Source organism: Brevibacterium sp. BDJS002 (genome assembly GCF_028201555.1).
Taxonomy (GTDB): Bacteria; Actinomycetota; Actinomycetes; order Actinomycetales; family Brevibacteriaceae; genus Brevibacterium; species Brevibacterium aurantiacum.
Window position 1 is genome coordinate 171,521 of the sequence record NZ_CP116392.1, and the last position, 14,409, is coordinate 185,929.

At 63.3% G+C, this 14,409-nt stretch carries 15 protein-coding genes; 6 read left to right on the plus strand and 9 right to left on the minus strand.

All coding sequences use genetic code 11. From position 1 onward, the window contains the following. Positions 1-16 precede the first annotated feature (16 nt). Positions 17-793: an enoyl-CoA hydratase/isomerase family protein gene (locus PGC08_RS00795; RefSeq protein ID WP_271709260.1), complete on the plus strand. Its 777-nt coding sequence runs from the start codon at positions 17-19 to the stop codon at positions 791-793. Positions 794-843: 50 nt separating this feature from the next. Here the strand turns inward: PGC08_RS00795 and PGC08_RS00800 are convergent, their stop codons facing one another. Next, a complete protein-coding gene (locus PGC08_RS00800; RefSeq protein ID WP_009882072.1) occupies positions 844-1,437 on the minus strand; it encodes a YdhK family protein in 594 nt (197 codons plus the stop codon). Between the two features lie 221 nt (positions 1,438-1,658). Between PGC08_RS00800 and PGC08_RS00805 the strand changes: the two genes are divergently transcribed. Beyond that, a complete protein-coding gene (locus tag PGC08_RS00805) occupies positions 1,659-2,144 on the plus strand; it encodes a CueP family metal-binding protein (RefSeq protein WP_009882073.1) in 486 nt (161 codons plus the stop codon). A gap of 27 nt (positions 2,145-2,171) precedes the next feature. On the opposite strand, the gene PGC08_RS00810 is transcribed toward PGC08_RS00805, so the two are convergent. The 5 genes from PGC08_RS00810 to PGC08_RS00830 form a co-directional block, all read right to left on the minus strand. Further along, complete coding sequence (locus tag PGC08_RS00810) at positions 2,172-2,975, minus strand: TVP38/TMEM64 family protein (protein WP_009882074.1); 804 nt, start codon at positions 2,973-2,975, stop codon at positions 2,172-2,174. Between the two features lie 200 nt (positions 2,976-3,175). Then, on the minus strand, positions 3,176-3,862 hold the full coding sequence (locus PGC08_RS00815; protein ID WP_009882075.1) for a hypothetical protein: 687 nt from the start codon (positions 3,860-3,862) through the stop codon (positions 3,176-3,178). Positions 3,863-3,891: 29 nt separating this feature from the next. Then, positions 3,892-4,062, minus strand: coding sequence for a hypothetical protein (locus PGC08_RS00820; RefSeq protein WP_009882076.1), 171 nt, complete (start codon positions 4,060-4,062; stop codon positions 3,892-3,894). A gap of 17 nt (positions 4,063-4,079) precedes the next feature. Further along, positions 4,080-5,453, minus strand: coding sequence for an L-lactate MFS transporter (locus PGC08_RS00825; protein WP_069599192.1), 1,374 nt, complete (start codon positions 5,451-5,453; stop codon positions 4,080-4,082). Positions 5,454-5,653: 200 nt separating this feature from the next. Then, complete coding sequence (locus PGC08_RS00830) at positions 5,654-6,460, minus strand: SurA N-terminal domain-containing protein (RefSeq protein ID WP_241211542.1); 807 nt, start codon at positions 6,458-6,460, stop codon at positions 5,654-5,656. Between the two features lie 108 nt (positions 6,461-6,568). Between PGC08_RS00830 and PGC08_RS00835 the strand changes: the two genes are divergently transcribed. Next, on the plus strand, positions 6,569-6,925 hold the full coding sequence (locus PGC08_RS00835) for a VOC family protein (protein ID WP_271709261.1): 357 nt from the start codon (positions 6,569-6,571) through the stop codon (positions 6,923-6,925). 29 nt (positions 6,926-6,954) lie between these two features. On the opposite strand, the gene PGC08_RS00840 is transcribed toward PGC08_RS00835, so the two are convergent. After that, complete coding sequence (locus PGC08_RS00840) at positions 6,955-7,503, minus strand: dihydrofolate reductase family protein (protein WP_271710085.1); 549 nt, start codon at positions 7,501-7,503, stop codon at positions 6,955-6,957. A 193-nt stretch (positions 7,504-7,696) separates the two neighbouring features. Here PGC08_RS00840 and PGC08_RS00845 point away from each other — a divergent pair, with 193 nt between their 5' ends. Next, positions 7,697-8,920, plus strand: a complete 1,224-nt coding sequence (locus PGC08_RS00845) for a M20 metallopeptidase family protein (RefSeq protein ID WP_114319406.1) — start codon at positions 7,697-7,699, stop codon at positions 8,918-8,920. Between the two features lie 75 nt (positions 8,921-8,995). Here the strand turns inward: PGC08_RS00845 and fdhA are convergent, their stop codons facing one another. Both fdhA and PGC08_RS00855 read right to left on the minus strand, forming a co-directional pair. Further along, on the minus strand, positions 8,996-10,210 hold the full coding sequence (fdhA, locus tag PGC08_RS00850) for a formaldehyde dehydrogenase, glutathione-independent (protein ID WP_114319407.1): 1,215 nt from the start codon (positions 10,208-10,210) through the stop codon (positions 8,996-8,998). A gap of 216 nt (positions 10,211-10,426) precedes the next feature. Beyond that, positions 10,427-11,368, minus strand: coding sequence for a LysR family transcriptional regulator (locus PGC08_RS00855; RefSeq protein WP_096145775.1), 942 nt, complete (start codon positions 11,366-11,368; stop codon positions 10,427-10,429). 133 nt (positions 11,369-11,501) lie between these two features. On the opposite strand from PGC08_RS00855, the gene PGC08_RS00860 reads away from it, so the two are divergent. Further along, positions 11,502-12,806 (plus strand): aromatic ring-hydroxylating oxygenase subunit alpha, encoded by a 1,305-nt coding sequence (locus PGC08_RS00860; RefSeq protein ID WP_101584029.1) that lies wholly within the window; start codon positions 11,502-11,504, stop codon positions 12,804-12,806. Then, positions 12,803-14,344: a 2Fe-2S iron-sulfur cluster-binding protein gene (locus tag PGC08_RS00865; RefSeq protein WP_271709262.1), complete on the plus strand. Its 1,542-nt coding sequence runs from the start codon at positions 12,803-12,805 to the stop codon at positions 14,342-14,344. The genes PGC08_RS00860 and PGC08_RS00865 overlap by 4 nt, the downstream gene beginning before the upstream one ends. Positions 14,345-14,409 lie beyond the last annotated feature (65 nt).

Here is a 14,409-nt window from a genome sequence, read left to right on the forward strand (position 1 = left end):
CTGCAAGGGAGCACACGTGACCGAGATCCAACTGTCCAACCGGGGAAACATCGCAGAGATCGTTCTCGACGGCCCAGATTCCCGCAACGCCCTTGACGCTGACAACCTCCGCGACCTCGCGGCGGCAGTGGCCAAGGTCGCCGAGGCGATCCCGAGCGTTCGCGTGCTCCTGATCAGGGGAGAGGGCAAGGTCTTCAGCTCCGGTCGTGACATCTCGGCCGTCGACGTCGAGACCGATGACGCACACGCATTCCTCGCCGAGGCGTTCACCCCCGTCTTCCAGGCCATCCGGGCACTGCCGATCCCCGTGATCTCGCAGGTCCAAGGTGCCGCCCTCGGCCTGGGCTTCGGGGTTGCAGCGGCCGCTGACATCATCATCGCCGCCGACGATGCGAAGTTCGGTTCGCCGTTCGCCGCGATCGGTGCGATGCTCGACTCGGGCGCCCACCACGTGTTCCTCGATCGGGTGGGCTATCACCGGACGATGGACCTCATCATCACCGGTGACTTCATGACCGGCGCCGAGGCGGCCGCTGCGGGCATCGTGTCCCGCGCGGTCCCAGCTGAGGAACTGTCCGACTTCGTCGAGTCGAAGCTGGCGAAGATCGTGACCGGGCCGGCCGAGGCATTCGCGATGGAGAAGGGCTTCGTGCAGAAGCTCGCCGATGATCGCCCGACCCTGGCGCAGGTGCTTGCCGAGGAGGCCAATCTCCAGGAGACCGCGCGTCAGACCCCGGACTATGCCGAAGGGTTCACAGCCTTCCAGGAGCGACGAGCACCGAACTTCGGCTGATCAGGCGTCGGGGCTGTTCCTGCGTTTGGGCTCTGCACCGAACGCTGTGATCACTCGGCGGGCTGGACCTCGTCCTCGACGACCCATTTGTGGTTTGTCATTGTCATTCCATCCATGTCGAGATCGACCATGTAGACGGTGTCCTCGGTCGAGCTGTCGATCGTTGCTTCGGCGCCTTTCATTCCGGGCATGTGGTCTGCGTTGAGAGTCACCTTCGTTCCGTCCTTGAGGGGAGCCTTGCCGGGGCTCTCCAGTTCTTCGTGGACGACCCACTTGTGGTCCTTGACCGGATCGCTGCCATCGGTGGGCGTGTAGCTGACCGAATACGTCGTGGAATCGAAGGCGCCCGAGATCCTCGCCTTCGCCCCTTTCATTCCGGGCACATGGTCAGCGGTGAGAGTGACCTCGTCTCCGACGGCGTATGTGGGGTCGGATGCCTCTTCGATGCCTGTGGGCGGCTGGCCGCCGTCCGCGGCGTGCTCATGGTTCTCGCTGTGGTCTTCACTCGATGCCGTCTCGGACGGTGTCTCATGCTGTGAGTGCTGAGTGGCCTCGTCGCCTTCGGAGCTGGCGCATCCCGACAGCAGCAGCGCTGATGCGGCGGCAACCGCGGCGATGGTCGTCAAAGATTTGGACGTCTTCATATCTCTCCCGGGGTATCCGTGGCACTGGCGGTCCGATCGCGGGCTGCGCGAAGGCACCCGATGCCGACGCTATACCTAGAGGGGGTATAGTTGTCAACGTGATTGGTACAGAGACGAAGGGCGTAGTGAACCTGAGGCGAGGGGTCGCCATAGCGGCTCTGACCTTGGTGTTGGCGGGCTGTGGAGCCGCGGAATCGAGCTCCGGGTCGGGGAGTGATCCGATGTCGACGGAGGAGTTCCTCTCCGAGCACGGCTTGGGTGGCATGGACGCCGTTGAAGTCATCGACCACCTCGACCAGCAGGCGGTGGATGATCGCCCGAGTGATCTCATGGCATCGGTCTACCCCGACGAGGTGGTGCTGGCCGGTGAAGCGCAAGAGGTGACTTTAGATCTGCCGGAGGAGAAGTCGTACGTGTCGATTGCTCCGTATGTGAGTACCACCCACGACTGCTTCTATCACAGTCTGACAACCTGTCGTGGGGAGCTGGCCAACGAGAAGCTTGACGTGCAGATCACTGACAGCGCCACCGGTGATCGTGTCATCGACGACCAGGTGACCACGTTCGACAATGGCTTCGCTGGCTTCTGGGTTCCGAGCGACTTCGAAGGAACCATCGACATCACTCACGAGGGGAAGTCCGGTTCTGTTGGCTTCTCGACTGCAGAAGACGCCGCGACCTGCATCACCGACCTGCGGCTCTCCTGATGTGAAGCCCTGGAGACCAGGGCCTGATCAGCTCTCGGGCTTTTCCTCAGGCTTGCTCTCGATCTCGGGGCGCTGCTCGACCTCGGTCTTCTGACCTTTAACCTGGTATCCATCTTCGGTCTCTGGTGTCGTCGAGTCTTTCTGCTCTGACTTCCAGCGGCGGAAGGTGAGGATCGTCAGCACGATGACCAGGGCCCACGAGATGCCGACGGCGGTGCCCGTGACGATTCCGGGATTGCCGATGAAGGCGCCGACCGCGACTAGGGACAGCTGACCCGGCAGGGCCGAGATCACAGTGGCGATGAGGAATGTGCGGCTCTTGATCCCCATTGCCCCGCTGCCGTAGTTCACCGGCCAGTAGGGAAAGCCCGGCATGAGGCGAAGGATGCACACCGCATAGAACCCGCCGTTGGTCAGTCGTGATTCGATCGCCGCTGCGTGATTGCCCAAGAGCTTCATCACGGTGTCGCGGCCTAGTCCGCGTGCGACCCAGTAGCCGCCGACGCAGCCGGCCACGACTCCGATCATCGACAGGATCGTGCCGAAGATGAGGCCGAAGGCAAGACCACCGGCCACGGCCATGATGGTCACCGGGATCGGCGTGGCCGCGACGAGCGCATAGAGGATGATGAAGATGCCGAATCCCCAGAAGCCGGCATCGGCGATCTGCTTCTGAATGCCGTCGAGTGAGGGCAGGTGCACGTTGAAGACCAGCCACAATCCGGCGAGCACCGCCAGCGCCAATGCCACATTGCGCAGGATCGATCCCCAGGGCACCTTGGATGTGCCGTGAGAGCCCGGGTTCAGTGCGGGGTTCTCGTCGTTCGGCATGACTCGATCCTACTTCCCCACAAGCTCAGACAGCGCATCGAGCACACGCCGCTGGCCTCAGGCTGCCGGTGTCGACGGTGGTCGAGTCGATCGCGGAGGCGTTGAAGCAGATCACCGAGGAGGCGCCCCATATTGCGGACTCACCTACGCCATGACCGGTAGGAGACCGGCTCCGATTGGGATGGTTCTGATCAGAGTGCTCAGGCGAAACTGACGACGATTGAGCTGTGCCTGCGTAGCCGAGCCGGATCGAATTGCACGCGACAGGCATCGCCTACTTTCACTGGTGTGCCCGAATGTTGTGTTCTGACAATGTGCCAGCGTCGACGTCCTGCGTCATCGATGAATGACACGGTGACCTTGTGTTTGAGCATGTCCATCTCTTTGACGAGCTGAACGTTCGTCACAGTTGCCGGCACCGGGCGAAAGGTGGAACGGACCCGCAACTGTTCACGTTCACGGTGGCGCAGCAATCGGGAGATTCCCGCCGGTATGCACAGGATGGCGATGCTGAGGACCATCATCAGCAGCCACCAGATGGGGAATTCCCGCAGAGCAATCAACGAGGCGGACCAACCTGCGGCCAGGCCGAGGCACAGGGTCCCGACGAGGCGAAGGAAGGCCCAGCCAGCCAAATCCCCGCGTACTTTTGCAGTGGCGAAGTCGATGAGCATTGTGCCGAAACCGAGGACGAATGTGCTGGCTTGGAGAATGGGCAGAGCCGGGACGCGGTCTGCAGCACTTCCACCTGTGCCCGACCCCGCGTCGACTGCTGCCCACCCGGTGAGGAACGCGAAGAAGACGACTAGACACCATAAGGCAATGGAAACGACCCTGACCTTGGATTTCTGGTGGAAGAATCCGAGGGCAGGGTCGTTGAGGCTCATGGTCTGAGATTAGCCCGGTTCCAGGATCCTTAACCGGTGAAGATCGCGACGGCCTTGATCACGGTCAGCGACAGGCCCCAGAGGAGGCCGCCGACCACGACGACGGTCAGGGTTGAACCAACTGCCTTGTAGGCGCCGCCGACAGGTGACTGAGGGGAGCCCTCGGGCGGGACGTGTGCTGTGGGTGTGGAATTGCTCATGATGTCCTTCCCTGCTTTCAGTTGTCGTCTTCGAGGGCGGCGGCCTGCTTGGCCTTGACGTCTTCTTCGCGTTCGAAGAATCGTTCGCTGACCGGGCGGACCAGGACGTTGGCGATGAAGCCGATGGCCAGCACGCCGACCATGATGTACATCCCCGGCGTGTAGAGTTCAGGCCCCGTCTTGCCGGCCTTTTCGCCTGCCTCGACGACGGAGTTGACGATGAGGGGACCTGCCACGCCCGCGGCAGACCATGCGGTGAGCAGAGCACCATGGATTGCGCCGACCTGGTAGACGCCGAAGAGATCCTTGAGGTAGGCGGGAATGGTCGAGAATCCGCCGCCGTAGAACGAGATGATGACCAGCGTCGCGAGGATGAAGAGCACGATGGAGCTTCCGCCGAACAGCGCGACGATCAGGTAGAGCAGGAGCCCACCGCCGAGGTAGAGCATGTAGTTGTTTTTCCGGCCCAGGTAGTCCGAAGTTGTCGACCAGATGAAGCGACCGCCCATGTTGCCGATCGACAGCAGCCCCACGAAGCCGGCGGCGGCTGCTGCCGTGATGCCGAAGTAGGACTGGATCATCGGGGCCGCGTTCTCGAGGATGCCGATGCCAGCAGTGACGTTGAGGAAGAGAGCGACCCACAGCAGCCAGAACTGCGGTGTGCGGATCGCATTGCGCACAGAGACATTGCCCGTGGTCTGCATGGGCTTGGTCGTCGCTTTGGCGGGGTCGAAGTTCTTCGGAGTCCACTCGGGGTGGGGGACGCGGATGACGAAGGCGCCGGCGGCGATGACCACGGCGTAGACGATGCCGAGGGTGACGAAGGTCGGAGTCAGTCCGGCAACGAGATTCTCCGGTTCCGGGCCGCCTCCGTAGAGGCTCATCAGCTGGTTCGACATTGGGCTGGCGATGAGTGCGCCGCCGCCGAAGCCCATGATGGCCAGGCCGGTGGCCAGGCCAGGACGATCCGGGAACCACTTCATCAGCGTCGAGACCGGGGAGATGTAGCCGATGCCCAGGCCGATGCCGCCGATCACGCCGTAGCCGAGGTAGACCAGCCACAGCTGACCGGTCATGATCCCCAGGGAGGCGACGAAGAATCCGATGACCCAGCAGGTGCCGGCGGCGACCATTGATGCACGTGGGCCGTTCTTCTCCACCCAGGGGCCGAAGATGGCAGAGGAGATGCCGAGCATGAGAATGGCGATCGAGAAGATCCAGCCGATCGAGACCTCACCGGCATCGAAGTGCGACATGAAGGGGATCTTGAAGACGCTGAACGCGTAGACCTGCCCGATGCACAGGTGGATCGCCAGCGCTGCCGGTGGAATCAGCCACCGATTGAAGTTCTTCGGCGCGACGATCGCCGAACGCGTGAGGACGGAAGCCATGGAGGGATCCTTCGATTGGTGTGCTCTGCGTGCGGCCATCAATGGCCGGACGTGCTGTGAGGACGAGAGTGTCAGAACGACACGTTTCTGTTCTTCTACAGATTAGAGCGCACGCAAGGATTTCGCGAGAAATTCTCAGAAATTCCCCAAGTTTGGGACTCGGGGCGGGCCGTCACCTCTCAGAGGTTGACGGCCAGCACTCAGAGGTTGATCGTGACGTCGCCCTGCTTGCGAAGCTTCTTGGCGAACTTCTGGGTCGCCTCGGTCGACTTCTGGCTCTTCACCTGCTCCTCGAGCTGCGGGCGCATCTCCTCAAGTGAAGGAACTTCCTGGGCCTGCTGACCACTCTGCTGAGCCATCTGCTCCTGCTGAGTCTTCGCCTGCTGGTAGGCCTGTCCGATGTCTTCGCCGCTGGCCTTGAACTCGCCGTACTCATCCTTGATGAGTCCTTCGATCGCCAGCTGGGTCTTCAGCTCAGCATGGACCTTCTTCTCGTCCATGCCCTGCTTCTTCATGGCGGCGAGGAAGTCCTTCTTACTCATCTGGCTGGACTTCGCGGACTCTTCGAGACCCTTGTCGACGTCCTTGTCCGAGACCTTGATGTCGCGTTTTTCGGCTTCCTGGCTGAGAAGCTCGGTGCTCACCAGGTTCTCAGCGGTCTGCGTCTTGAGCTGCTTCTCATCGACCTGCTGACCCGACTGCTGTGACTGCATCTGCATCTGCTGATACTGGGTCTCGTAGAGGGGGACGAAGTCATCCTTCGTGATCTTCTCCCCATTGACCTCGGCGACAACCTTGGGGATGCCATCGGTGTTCGGCTTTCCGCTCTGGTCCTGGCCCTGGCCGGACGCGTCGCTGCCAGCCTCCTGCTTCGCCGAGGCGGATGTCTCCTGGGCCGTCGGCTCTTCTTCGGCTGAGCCGCAGGCAGCCAGTGATCCCACTGCTGTCGCGACGACGAGGCCCAATAGCCATTTGCTCTTCTGCACACTCACTCCTGCTTTCGGCATCAGCCCGCCAGGCTAACAGGTTGACGTCCTCGGAGCCTGAGTGGACCTTGACCGTCGCTTGGCAAGACGGGGACACTGGGAGGACTCGAGGGGCGAAGGAGCCCGATCATGACTGCACGATTCAGAGGAGTCTTCCTGACCTGTCAGGACAGCGTGAGAACTGCGGCATTCTACCGAGATCTGGCCGGTGTGCCGCTTGAGGAGGCAGACAACGACGAGTACACCTACTATGTGCTCGAGATTGACGGAATCCAGATCGCCCTCCACGATGCTCAAGCCTTCGCCGACTACAGCTTTCCACCGAACAGCGAGTCGAACCTCACCCATCTGTATTTCCGCATCGAGGATCAGCAGGCCTTCCTCGAGGATGTCAGAAGCCTCGGCGCACCGCTGGTCGACGTTGATGACGTTGTCGTCACCGTTCAAGACCCCGACGGTCGGAAGGTCATGTTCGGCACTGCCTGAACGGTGCCCGAGGGCCGAGGAGGCTGGGCTCAGCCCTTCGGCGCGTAGGCCGAGTAGACGACTCCGCTGGGGAAGGGCCTCGAGTCGAGGAGCTGCAGTTGCGGCCGGGCGTCATCAGGGAAGAAGGGCCGTCCGCGACCCTGCCACACGGGATAGGTGAACATTCGGAACTCATCGACCACCTCGGCGGTGATGAGCGCATGTGCCAAGGTGATGCTGCCGGTGACGATGACATCGCGCCCGGGCTCATCGCGCAGAGCGACGACGGCTTCGACGGGATCGCCGCTGATGATGCTCGTGTTCTCCCACCCCGGGTCGCCGGTCAGCGTTGTTGAGACGACGCGCTTGTCGACCTGATTGAGATGATCGGCGACCCCGGTGACGTCATCGGTCTGCAACGGCCAGTAGTCGCGGAAATCCTCGAAGGTCTGCCGCCCGAGCAGCAGCACATCCTCATTGGCAGACTGCCGCATCAGCTCAGCAGACAGCTCCTCGTCCTGAGCCTGCGGGTCGAACCAGTCATCGAGCATCTCGGCTCGGCCGTCGAGAGTCATGTTCTGGGTGATGATGATGCGCACGGAGGGCTCCTCGTCGAGTGGTGGCGTCACCGACCACGGTACGCACGACAAGGCTCGCCGTCCATGGTCAGGCTGTGGCCTCGGCATGCTCCGAGGTCTCGATGAGCGAGTCGATGGCTTCCTCGCGCACGACCGCGGCTTTCTCAGTAGAGTCGGACTCACAGTTCATTCGGCCCGAAGGAGAACCGCGTCCATGTCCGCATCATCTGCCTCATCATCCTCAGCTGTCCCCGATTTCCGCACCGAGGCTCAGGATCTGCAAGACGATCTTGTGACACTGCGTCGCGCCCTGCACGCCAACCCAGAGCTCGGCTACCAACTGCCCTTCACCCAGAAGACCGTCCTCGAAGAACTCGCCGACCTGGGCCTCGAAATCACCACCGGAGAGTCGCTGACCTCGATCGTCGCCGTGCTCAAGGGCGGACGTCCCGGACCTGCGGTGCTGCTGCGGGGGGACATGGATGCCCTGCCCGTCGCTGAGGACACCGGACTCGACTACGCCTCGACGAACGGCAACATGCACGCTTGTGGCCATGACATGCACACTGCTGGCCTCGTCGGTGCCGCTCGTCTGCTCGCCGCGCACCGTGACGAGCTGCCCGGGTCCATCGTGTTCATGTTCCAGCCGGCCGAGGAAGTCGAAGGAGGCGCCGAGCCGATGATCGCCGAGGGCCTCCTCGAGGCGGCAGGCGTGCCCCTTGTCGCTGCGTACGGAATCCACGTCGAAGCCGACGAGCGAGGACGGTTCACCACCAAGGGCGGGCCGCTCATGGCTGGGTTCGCCGACCTCAACCTGAAGGTCCACGGCGCCGGAGGCCACAGCTCCCAGCCGCAGGCCACCCGCGACCCCGTGCCCGCCGTCGCTGAGATCGCGCTCGCCCTGAACACGATGGTGTCCCGGTCATTCGACATCTTCGATCCGGTCGTCGTCTCCGTGACGCAGTTGGAAGGCTCGCAGGCCAGCAACATCATTCCTGACACCGCGAAGCTCACCGCCTCTGTCCGCTACCTCTCGGCCGACTCGATCGCTCTGCTGCAGGAGCGTGTGCCTGAGATTGCCGAGAGCATCGCCCGGGCACACCGGTGCACCGCCGAGGTGGACTTCCGGATCGGCTTCCCTGTGACCGTGAATAACCCCGCCGAGACAAGCACGGTCATCGACCGCCTCAGCGAGGTCTTCGGAGCCGAGCACGTCGAGGAGATGGCCGCGCCGCGGATGGGATCCGAAGACTTCTCCTATGTGCTTCAGAACGTGCCGGGCACGTTCGTGTTCCTCGGAGCCACTCCAGAGGGCGTGGACCCGAACGCGGAGACGAACCATTCGCCCCGGGTCGTTTTCGACGATGGGCTGCTTGGTGATCAGGCCGCAGCCCTGGCCCACCTGGCGTTCGCGCGGCTGGTGGATGAGCTGGGCTGAAGATGACATAGGGCCCGCTGCTGATGCAGCGGGCCCAGCTCGGTGGAGGGTGGAGGTGCAGCCGCACCTGCGAAGTCAGGCGCTGATCATCCCGTGGGGGTCGAGGACGAACTTCTTTGCGACACCTGAGTCGAAGTCGGCGTAGCCCTGCGGGGCATCCTCGAGGGCGATCGGGGTGGCGTTGACGTTCTTCGCGATCGTCACCTTGTCATTGAGGATCGCGTGCATCAGCCCGCGGTTGTACTTCATGACCGGGCACTGGCCGGTGACGAAGACATGGGACTTCGCGAAGCCGAGTCCGAAGCGCATCGACAGCGATCCCTCTTGGGCCGCCTTATCAGCAGCCCCTGGGTCGCCGGTGACGTAGAGCCCGGGAATGCCCAGGCTGCCGCCGGCGCGGGTGATGTCCATGAGCGAGTTGAGCACGGTCGCCGGGGCTTCCGTAGCCGCATCCTTACCGTGGCCGCGGGCCTCGAAGCCCACCGCGTCGATGCCGCAGTCGACCTCGGGAGTGCCGAGGATCTGCTCGATCTGATCCTTCGGGTCACCCTTGGACACATCGACGGTCTCGCAACCGAAGGCACGCGCCTGAGCTAGGCGGTCCTCATTGAGATCGCCGACGATGACGACCGAAGCACCGAGGAGTTGCGCCGAGGTGGCCGCCGCGATTCCGACCGGGCCTGCACCGGCGACGTAGACTGTCGAGCCGATCGTGACTCCGGCGCCGACCGCACCGTGGAAGCCGGTGGGGAAGATGTCGGAGAGCATCGCCAGATCGAGGATCTTCTCCATCGCCTGGTCCTTGTCTGGGAACTTCAGAACGTTCCAGTCGGCGTAGGGGACGAGGACGTATTCGGCCTGACCGCCGACCCAGCCGCCCATGTCGACGTAGCCGTAGGCTGAACCCGGACGGTCTGGGTTGACGTTGAGGCAGATGCCGGTCTGGCGTTCGATGCAGTTCCGGCAGCGACCGCAGGAGATGTTGAACGGCACGGACACGAGGTCGCCGACCTTGACGAACTCGACATCGCGCCCGACCTCGACCACCTCGCCGGTGATCTCGTGGCCGAGGACGAGTCCTTCAGGGGCGGTGGTGCGGCCGCGGACCATGTGCTGGTCGGAGCCGCAGATGTTCGTGGCCACGGTTTTGAGGATGACGCCGTGATCGACCTTGCGGCCGATATTGGCTGGGTGGACGCCGGGTCCGTCCTTGAGGACGAACTCGGGATACTCGGTGTCGACGACCTCGACCTTGCCGGGGCCTGCGTAGCTGATTGCCTTGTTGCTCATCGTTGAGTCTCCATTCGTATCGCATCGCTGTCGATGTCCAAGAAGCGTCGTCGTCTCGTGCTCAGCAGACGAACAGGCGATCAGGAAGCGCCGACGGTTCCTGAAATATCAGTCTTTTATCAGACCTACGAGCAGTCTCGCCGTCGCAGGAGACTTCTGTCAATAGGCCCGGTCCCGCCCTCTGAGACCAGCAGTGTCCGCTGAGTGACACCCACGTCAGGCCGTCGCCGGCGTCTCGCCGAGGCGGGTGGAGAGTATGTGTCGCGAGGTCGTTCGCAGATGAGCCAGAGATTCTTTGATGAGCGGTGAGTCTCGGCTGCCTGCCCGGACGGCGGCGATGATCTTCCGACTCAGCCGTCCGGAACCGCTGAGGCGAACGCGGGTCACATTCGCCTCGCCGAGCGAGCTCGCCAGGCGAGGGATGAGGCTGACTCCGACTCCCGCGCCGACGAGTGCCGCGGAGGTCTCCCACTCAATAGTCTCGTGGGCGACGGTCGGGGTGACGCCGGCGGCGGTGAAGGCCGCAACGAACAGTGCGTGATACGGCGATCCGGGCCCGGCGCTGATCCATTCCTCCCCAGCGAGTTCTGCCAGTGAGACCGAGTCGCGCTCGGCGACGGCATGGTCCGAGTGGACCATGACGTCGAGAGGATCGTCGAGGAGGTCGATCTTCTCGAAACGAGGGTCCTCCTCGACCTGGACCTCACCCTGCATCGCAACCACCACGGCCAAGTCGATGCGTTCGGCGACGAGGAGCTCGAAACAGCGCGTGGGGCTGGCTTCGATGACGTGGACTCCGACGTCGGAATGGGCCTCGCGCAGCTGCGCGGCCAGTGGGGCCAGCAGGTTCGACGAGGCGGTGGAGAATCCGCCGATGCCGAACTGTGAGGGGGCCTGGTCTCCTGCAGTCAGTGACGCCGCGCGGATGTCTTCCCATTCGGCCATGAGTGCGTCGGAGCGGCGCACCAGGTACCGCCCGCTCGAGGTCAGGCGCAGGCCGCGTCCGTCCTTGACGAGCAGCGTCATTCCCAGCGAGTGCTGGAGCTCGCGCAGCTGACCGGAGACTGCCGAAGGCGAGTATCCGGTGAGCTCGGCAGTGGCGGCAACGGTGCCGCAGGCGGCGAATGTGCGCAGCGTGATGAGACGCGGATCGATCATGGCTCCATTGTGCCTCCGATCATGCAGATAAACCGCACATATCCAGTTAGAATCTCGCGCTTTTCCTGCAGTGTTGTTCTCGCTAATGTCGTCTGTGACAGCACGGATCGTGGTGCAGCGCACATCAAGGGAGATGGAATTGACCGCAGTGAATCTGGCGCCGACATTGAAGGGCTTCCCTGCCGGCTTCAGCGAGGAGAGGCTCGACGAGGTTCGACGTCTCCTCGACACCCGCCGCACCGGCTTCTCCCTCGAAGCACCGTTCTACACCGATGATCATCTCTTCAACCTCGATATGCAGGCGATCTTCGGGCAGAACTGGGTCTTCGCCTGCAGCGTCGCGGAGATCCCCGAGCCCGGGGACTACGTCACGCTCGACTACGGCCCCTACTCCCTCATCGTTCTGCGCACCGACGACGGCGGAGTCAACGTCCTCCACAATGTGTGCCGTCACCGAGGTGCTCGTGTCCTCACCGAAGACACCGGAACCACCGGCAACCTGGTCTGCGGCTACCACTCGTGGACCTATTCGCCCGACGGACACCTCATCCACGCCTCGGCGCCGGGTGAGATGGAATTCGACAAGGCCTGCTATTCACTCAAGCGTGCCCACGGGAAGATCGCCGCGGGTCTTGTCTTCCTGTGCCTGGCCGAGGAACCTCCAGCAGACTTCGACGACACCGCAGCGGTCTTCGAACCCTATGTCGCTCCTCATGAGCTGGCGAAGACGAAGGTCGCCTACCAGCAGAACATCATCGAGGAAGCCAACTGGAAACTCGTGATGGAGAACAATCGCGAGTGCTACCACTGCGATGGTCACCCCGAGCTGGCCTGCGCCCTGTTCCCGACCTGGGGATTGACCGATGAGACGATCCCACCCCATCTCGAGGACGTCTGGGATCGCAATCAGCAGGCGCAGGCCGCACTGGAATACCGGTGCCGGCGCTACGGACTGCCCTACGAGGTCGTCGAGGAACTCGACACCCGCATTGCCGGGATCCGGATCTCGCGTGAATCACTCGATGGGCAGGGGGAGTCGTTCTCTGCCGACGGCCGACGGCTGTCGAAGAAGCTCCTCGGCGATCTTCCCGATTTTCGGTTGGGTCGTTGTTCCATGCACCTGCAGCCCAACAGCTGGTTCCACCTCCTCGGCGATCATGTGGTGACCTTCACCGTGCTCCCGATCAATGCACATCAGACACTTGTGCGCACCACCTGGCTCGTCGCCGACGATGCGGTCGAAGGCGTCGACTACGATCTCGAGACGCTGACGCACACCTGGAAGCAGACGAACCTGCAGGATAAGAACTTCGTCGAGCTCTGCCAGCAGGGGGCGACGAGTCCGTTCTACGAGCAGGGCCCGTACATGAAGAGCGAATACCAGGTCGAGGCCTTCATCAACTGGTACGTGACGCGGATGCGGGAGCACGTGGGATGAAGCGCCTCGCCGACCCCATGACTCCGCTGGCGCAGCGGATCCGGGGCCTCGAGATGCCATGGAACCGGGTGCTCTCCAGCACGACAGGACCCGCCGGTGCCGCCACGGCGCTGGGACCGTGGCACCCGCAGGAGTTCTCTGCTGAGTGTGTGGAGACCATCCCCGAGGCGGGCGACATGATGGTCTTCGTGTTCCGTCGGATGGACGGTGCCCCACTGGCATTCCGGTCCGGTCAGTACATCAACATCGACTTCCCGGTGCATGGCCCAGGCGCCGAACCGGTATCTCGCAGCTACTCGATCTCGAGTGCCCCGACCGAGCCGTGGACGTTCTCCATCACGATCAAACGTGACCCGAAAGGACTCGTCTCGTCCTGGGCGCATGAGTCCCTTCGGGTCGGTGCCGTCCTGGAGATGCTGGGTCCGGTGGGAGCGTTCCACCTGGCCGACTACGATCGGCGTGCCCGTTACCTGCTGCTCGCTGCCGGAGCCGGCATCACCCCGCTGATGTCGATGGTGCGCACGATCCATTCCCTGCCCGGCCAGGCCGACGTGGTTCTCCTCTATCACGGCTCGGCACCGGATCGCTTCGCCTTCGCCGAGGAGCTCGATTTCCTGCAGAAGGCCGACTTCCGCATCGAGGTCATCTACACCTTGGGGGACCGTGTGCAGGGGGAGGAGTCGGGTAGCGCCGCCAGCACATGGGTCGGAAAGACTGGTCGTCTCTCGACCGCGCTGCTTGAGGAGGTCGTGCCCGATGCCAATGGTCGGCAGGTGTTCGCGTGCGGACCCGAGGGCTACCTCAACACCGCGACCGAATGTCTGCGCGAGCTCGGCGTCGACGACACTTCGATCTTCATGGAGTTCTTCTCCGGCGACCGCGCAACCCGTGCCGAATACGCCGAGGAGGTTGCGATCGCAGGTGAGATCGCCGAGGAGATCGCGTCGGCCAGCGAGGAATACTACGAAGCGCAGCCTGCGGCCTTGGAGATGTACGAACCCGAATACACCGCCGACGGTCCCGTCGAAGTCACCGGTGCCCCGCTGGAGGCCGTCGACGCCTTGGCCGAGGTTCCCGTCGAACCGGAGATCGAACTGATCGTGCCTGACGCCGGGGCGGGGGCGGCGGTCGAGACCGACCCGACAGCAGCCTCGGCGGGTGACCCGACAGCAGCCTCGGTGGGTGACCCGACAACCGCCTCGGCGGTAGCCGCTGTCGAGCCAGGTGACGAAACTGCGGTTGTCGACCCGGCGAGCTTCGCTACGGTGGGCGAGGGCGAGCACACGATGGCGTTCGTGCGTTCCGGGCTCAACGTCCGAGTCGCCTCCGACGAATTCGTCCTCGACGCCGCCAGGCGCGCGGGAGTGAAGATCGGGGCGAACTGTCAGGAGGGCATGTGCGGGTCCTGCAAGGTCGTCAAGCTCGACGGTGACGTCGACATGAACCATCAGGGCGGCATACGCGCACGGGAGATCGACGCCGGCAAGTTCCTGCCTTGCTGTTCCACCGCATTGAGTGACCTGGTCATCGACGCCTGACGCGACGGGCTGGGCGCACAGCCCTCTCTGATCGCACCATCTGCACCATTCGCACGACCACAGAT